Genomic DNA, 4,518 nt, shown 5'->3' on the forward strand with positions numbered 1-4,518 from the left:
TTGTGGCGGTTGAGCTTCATGACCTTGCGCAGGTCGGCCACCATCTGGTTGCGCCAGCGGTTGTCAGCAATCTCCAGCAGGCGCATGTGAAAGCGTTCGTTGATTTCAAAAAAACGCTCCCGATCAAGATGCTCGGGTTGAGCGGCATCTTCAAGCTCTTGGTGCAGCGTTTTCAGTTCGCTCATTTGAGCATCGTCAGCGCGTTGCGCCACGACACCTGCGGCATCGGACTCCAGCAGGCTCAATAGGTGATAGACATCAGCCAGATCGCGCTCCGAGACCTCGGTCACATACGCACCGCGACGCACTTTCATGGTCACCAGGCCCTCGGTGGCGAGCACCTTGAGGGCTTCCCGCATGGGCGTGCGGCTGATGCCGTAGTCGTGCGCAATCTTGAGCTCGTCGATCCAGCTGCCGGGTTCGAGTTCGCGGTTGAAAATGCGCTGACGCAAAAGTTCAGCCACTTCTTCGTAAAGTGCGCGGGGGGCTAATGAAAGTTCTGCCATGACGCAAATTGTAAGCTGGAAGGAATTTTTTGTATCAATAATTATAAATAACGTAAACTCGATAGTTCGGCGCTCAAAGCGCGTATCGTTGTACAGTGCTTGGCACCGATCATCCAATACTTAACTGTTTGCCATCATGACCCAAAACAACCCTGAATTTCAGTCCGCCAGTCTGGACGCCTGGGCCAAAGCCGCTGCCAAATCTGCGCCAGGTGGCGATGTGAATGCGCTTAATTGGGTCACGCCCGATGGCATCGCGGTCAAACCTTTGTACACCGCCGAGGACACGCAAAATCTGCCCCACGCCAACACGCTGCCTGGGTTTGAGCCCTACCTGCGCGGCCCGCAGGCCACCATGTACGCGGTGCGGCCCTGGACCATTCGCCAGTACGCCGGGTTTTCCACCGCTGAAGAATCCAACGCGTTTTACCGCAAGGCACTGGCGGCCGGCGGCCAGGGTGTGAGTGTGGCGTTTGACCTGGCCACGCACCGTGGCTACGACTCAGACCATCCGCGCGTGACCGGCGACGTCGGCAAAGCCGGTGTGGCCATTGACTCGGTCGAGGACATGAAAATTTTGTTCGACCAGATTCCGCTCGACAAGGTGAGTGTTTCCATGACCATGAACGGCGCGGTGCTGCCGGTGCTCGCGGGTTATGTGGTGGCAGCGGAAGAGCAGGGCGTTTCGCAAGACAAGCTCTCGGGCACGATTCAGAACGACATTCTGAAAGAGTTCATGGTGCGCAACACCTACATCTACCCGCCCGAGCCGTCGATGAAAATCATCGGCGACATCATCGAGTACACGGCCAAACACATGCCGAAGTTCAACTCGATCTCCATCAGCGGTTACCACATGCAGGAAGCCGGCGCCAACCAGGCGCTGGAACTGGCGTTCACGCTGGCCGACGGCAAGGAATACGTCAAGACCGCCATTGCCAAGGGCATGGATGTCGATGGTTTTGCCGGCCGCCTGAGCTTCTTCTGGGCCATTGGCATGAACTTCTATTTGGAGGTCGCCAAGATGCGTGCCGCGCGCCTGCTGTGGTGCCGCATCATGAAGGGTTTCAACGCCAAAAATCCCAAGAGCCTGATGCTGCGCACACACTGCCAGACCTCGGGCTGGTCACTCACCGAGCAAGACCCCTACAACAACGTGGTGCGCACCACCATCGAGGCCATGGCCGCGGTGTTTGGCGGCACGCAAAGCCTGCACACCAATTCCTTCGACGAGGCCATCGCGCTGCCGACCGAGTTCAGCGCGCGCATTGCCCGCAACACCCAGCTCATCATCCAGGAAGAAACGCACATTACCAACGTGATCGACCCCTGGGCGGGTAGCTACATGATGGAAAAGCTCACCCAGGACATGGCCGATGCAGCCTGGGCCATCATCGAAGAAGTCGAAGCCATGGGCGGCATGACCAAGGCTGTGGATTCAGGCTGGGCCAAGCTCAAGATCGAAGCCGCTGCGGCCGACAAACAGGCGCGCATCGACTCCGGCCGCGACGTGATCGTGGGCGTGAACAAATACAAGCTCAAAACCGAGGACGCGATTGAAGCCCGCGACATCGACAACGTCGCCGTGCGTGACTCGCAAATCGCCCGGCTCAACGCCATCAAGCAAAAACGCGACGCCGCGCAGGTGCGCCAGGCGCTGCAGGCCATTGAAGAAGCAGCGGCCAGCGGCAACGGCAACCTGCTCGACCTGTCGATCAAGGCAGTGCGGGCGCGCGCCACGGTGGGTGAAATCAGTGACGCCATGGAAAAATCCTTTGGCCGCCACCGTGCCGACACGCAAAAGGTGACTGGTGTTTATGCTGCGGCCTACGATACCGATGCCACCGCCGGAGAAACCATGGACTACTGGAACGCACTCAAGGCCGACATTGCCGACTTTGCCACCGAGCAGGGCCGCCGCCCGCGTGTGATGATCAGCAAGCTCGGCCAGGACGGCCACGACCGCGGCGCCAAAGTGGTGGCCACCGCCTTTGCCGACCTCGGCTTTGACGTTGACATGGGCCCGCTGTTTCAGACACCCGAGGAATGCGCGCGCCAAGCGATTGAAAACGACGTGCACGCTGTGGGTGTCAGCACCCTGGCTGCTGGTCACAAAACGCTGGTGCCGGCCATCATCGCCGAGCTCAAGAAGCAGGGGGCAGATGACATTGTGGTTTTCGTTGGCGGTGTGGTTCCGCGCCAGGACTACGACATGCTTTATGCCGCCGGTGTCAAGGGCATCTACGGCCCCGGCACGCCGATCCCGGTGAGCGCCCGCGACGTGCTGAAGCAGATCAAGAAGGCGCTGGCTTGATCAATTGATGATTGAGATATATCATATGTAATATCTCAATTTAAATTCAGGTAATGACATGATTTTTTCCACTGAAACAGCCAAGGTATTCATGTCTGGTCGTAGCCAGGCTGTGCGTTTGCCCAAGAGTTATCGTTTTGATGCCGATGAGGTGGCCATTCGTCGCGTGGGGGACAGCGTTATCTTGACCCCATTGGCGACTGACTGGGCTTCGCAAGTGCGCTCCGTATTCGACAATTTTTCTGATGCAGAGCCATTTGTCCGCGCGCCAGAGTGGCCTCAAGCCGAGCGTGAACCATTGCTGCCATGAAGCCTTCATTGCACTACATGTTGGACACCAACATCTGCATCTATGCCATCAATCATCGGCCGGAAGCGGTATTGAAAAAATTGATTGATGCAGGCGCGGGTGTGGTCTGTTTGTCCAGCATCACAGCAGCAGAGTTGGCCTTCGGCGCGGTCAAAAGCACGCGTTCTGATACCCGTGCCAAGCTGGAGACATTTTTTGCAACACTGCCCGCGCTCGCCTGGGGTGAAGAGATCGTCTGGCACTACGCTCATACCCGGCTTGCGTTGGAGCGTGCCGGCCAACGCATTGGCGAGAGGGATTTGTTGATTGCCAGTCATGCGCTGGCGAAAAACCTGGTTCTGGTGACAAACAACACACGTGAGTTTGAGCGCGTCGAGGGCTTGAAGACGGAGAACTGGGCCGCGTAAGCCCGGAGCGCCTCGCTAACCATGAAAACACAAGTCATTCTTGTCGATTGGGAAAACGTGCAACCAGAGTTGCTTCCTGCACTCAATCTGGAGGGTACTCGCGGTCTTGTTTTTATTGGACCGCATCAAAACAAGCTTCCGTTCGCGGTGGTTCAGGCGGTGCAAAAACTTGGTCAAAGTGCGCAGTACGTGCAGGTGAGCAAGCAAGGTAATGACGCCTTGGACATTCAAGGGCAAAAAATTGAGTATTTGGGGTTGCCTGATGCTTGATGCCATTCTTCACGGCAGTCCGCTGGTCCAGCGCCGCGCCATGGCCAAAGCCATCACGCTGCTCGAATCGACCCGGGCAGACCACCGTGCGCAAGCCGACGAGCTGTTGACAGCCTTGTTACCGCACACCGGGCAGTCATTCCGCTTGGGCATCAGCGGCGTGCCGGGGGTGGGTAAATCGACCTTCATCGAAGCCTTGGGCCTGTACCTGATTGGTCAGGGCCACCGCGTTGCGGTGCTGACGATTGACCCGTCCAGCACGGTGTCGGGCGGCTCCATTTTGGGCGACAAGACGCGCATGGAGCTGTTGTCTGTGCACGAGAAAGCCTACATCCGCCCCAGCCCCAGCAGCGGCACGCTCGGTGGCGTGGCCGAAAAAACCCGCGAGGCCATGCTGGTTTGCGAGGCGGCAGGATATGACGTGGTGATTGTCGAAACCGTGGGCGTGGGCCAAAGCGAAACGGCGGTGGCCAACATGACCGATATGTTTGTGCTGATGCAATTACCCAATGCGGGCGACGATTTGCAGGCCATCAAAAAGGGCGTGATGGAGCTGGCCGATCTGGTGCTCATCAACAAGGCCGACCTAGACCCCGATGCCGCCACCCGGGCGCGCGCCCAGATCAGCTCCAGCCTGCGTTTGTTGGGCCTGCACGGCAGCCCGGACCATGTGCACCATGACCAAAAAATATGGCACCCGCAGGTGATCCA

At 58.2% G+C, this 4,518-nt stretch carries 6 protein-coding genes; 5 read left to right on the top strand and 1 reads right to left on the bottom strand.

Annotation, left to right across the window (positions count from 1 at the left end):
• On the bottom strand, nucleotides 1-506 hold a 506-nt coding region (locus IBX54_RS12995), incomplete at its 3' end, for a GntR family transcriptional regulator (RefSeq protein ID WP_296543084.1).
• A gap of 136 nt (nucleotides 507-642) precedes the next feature.
• On the opposite strand from IBX54_RS12995, the gene scpA reads away from it, so the two are divergent.
• The 5 genes from scpA to meaB form a co-directional block, all read left to right on the top strand.
• Nucleotides 643-2,820: a methylmalonyl-CoA mutase gene (gene scpA / locus IBX54_RS13000; RefSeq protein ID WP_296543086.1), complete on the top strand. Its 2,178-nt coding sequence runs from the start codon at nucleotides 643-645 to the stop codon at nucleotides 2,818-2,820.
• 58 nt (nucleotides 2,821-2,878) lie between these two features.
• Entirely contained in the window at nucleotides 2,879-3,130 is a 252-nt protein-coding gene (locus IBX54_RS13005; protein WP_296543087.1) for an antitoxin, read from the top strand.
• Entirely contained in the window at nucleotides 3,127-3,537 is a 411-nt protein-coding gene (locus IBX54_RS13010) for a type II toxin-antitoxin system VapC family toxin (protein WP_296543088.1), read from the top strand. The genes IBX54_RS13005 and IBX54_RS13010 overlap by 4 nt, the downstream gene beginning before the upstream one ends.
• A 21-nt stretch (nucleotides 3,538-3,558) precedes the next feature.
• Nucleotides 3,559-3,807 (top strand): PIN domain-containing protein, encoded by a 249-nt coding sequence (locus IBX54_RS13015; protein ID WP_296543089.1) that lies wholly within the window; start codon nucleotides 3,559-3,561, stop codon nucleotides 3,805-3,807.
• The coding region (gene meaB / locus IBX54_RS13020) for a methylmalonyl Co-A mutase-associated GTPase MeaB (RefSeq protein ID WP_296543090.1) at nucleotides 3,800-4,518 on the top strand (719 nt) is incomplete at its 3' end. The genes IBX54_RS13015 and meaB, both read left to right, overlap by 8 nt.

It is taken from the genome of Rhodoferax sp., from assembly GCF_014859475.1.
Lineage (GTDB): Bacteria > Pseudomonadota > Gammaproteobacteria > Burkholderiales > Burkholderiaceae_C > Rhodoferax.

Excerpts from the sequence above, each read along its gene's own strand:
- scpA (WP_296543086.1), top strand. The coding sequence starts at position 643 with ATGACCCAAAACAACCCTGAATTTCAGTCCGCCAGTCTGGACGCCTGG.
- IBX54_RS13005 (WP_296543087.1), top strand. The coding sequence starts at position 2,879 with ATGATTTTTTCCACTGAAACAGCCAAGGTATTCATGTCTGGTCGTAGC.
- IBX54_RS13010 (WP_296543088.1), top strand. The coding sequence starts at position 3,127 with ATGAAGCCTTCATTGCACTACATGTTGGACACCAACATCTGCATCTAT.
- IBX54_RS13015 (WP_296543089.1), top strand. The coding sequence starts at position 3,559 with ATGAAAACACAAGTCATTCTTGTCGATTGGGAAAACGTGCAACCAGAG.